Genomic DNA, 554 nt, shown 5'->3' with positions numbered 1-554 from the left:
GAAGTCGGTGGGGTAACCTTTTTGGAGCCAGCCGCCTAAGGTGGGACAGATGATTGGGGTGAAGTCGTAACAAGGTAGCCGTATCGGAAGGTGCGGCTGGATCACCTCCTTTCTATGGAGAATTGATAAGCGCTGCTTATCAATATAAGTTTCCGTGTTTCGTTTTCGTTTAGTTTTGAGAGTTCAATTCAGTGTTGACTCTTAAATGAGGATATGATATAAATAAATCCTGCAATTTGTATGGGCCTATAGCTCAGCTGGTTAGAGCGCACGCCTGATAAGCGTGAGGTCGATGGTTCGAGTCCATTTAGGCCCACCATACATTTTGGGGCCTTAGCTCAGCTGGGAGAGCGCCTGCCTTGCACGCAGGAGGTCAGCGGTTCGATCCCGCTAGGCTCCACCAAAAAGCTATTTTAAATAGCAAATGGTATGTTCTTTGAAAACTAGATAACAGTGTAGCTCATATTTTTTAATTTTTAGTTTGGTTAAGTTAGAAAGGGCGCACGGTGGATGCCTTGACACTAGGAGTCGATGAAGGACGGGACTAACGCCGA

At 46.2% G+C, this 554-nt stretch carries 2 tRNA genes and 1 rRNA gene; all 3 read left to right on the top strand.

Annotated features, from left to right (window positions below):
- Nucleotides 1-112 (top strand): 16S ribosomal RNA (locus D1166_RS30975); the annotation flags it as partial.
- A gap of 130 nt (nucleotides 113-242) precedes the next feature.
- A tRNA-Ile gene (locus D1166_RS30970) sits at nucleotides 243-319 on the top strand.
- An 8-nt stretch (nucleotides 320-327) separates the two neighbouring features.
- Nucleotides 328-403, top strand: a tRNA-Ala gene (locus tag D1166_RS30965).
- Nucleotides 404-554 lie beyond the last annotated feature (151 nt).

Source organism: Bacillus sp. ISO11 (genome assembly GCF_003458115.1).
Classification (GTDB): domain Bacteria; phylum Bacillota; class Bacilli; order Bacillales; family Bacillaceae_G; genus Bacillus_A; species Bacillus_A cereus.
The sequence above is the reverse complement of the archived record's forward strand: the minus strand, read 5'-3'. Positions and strand labels throughout refer to the sequence as shown.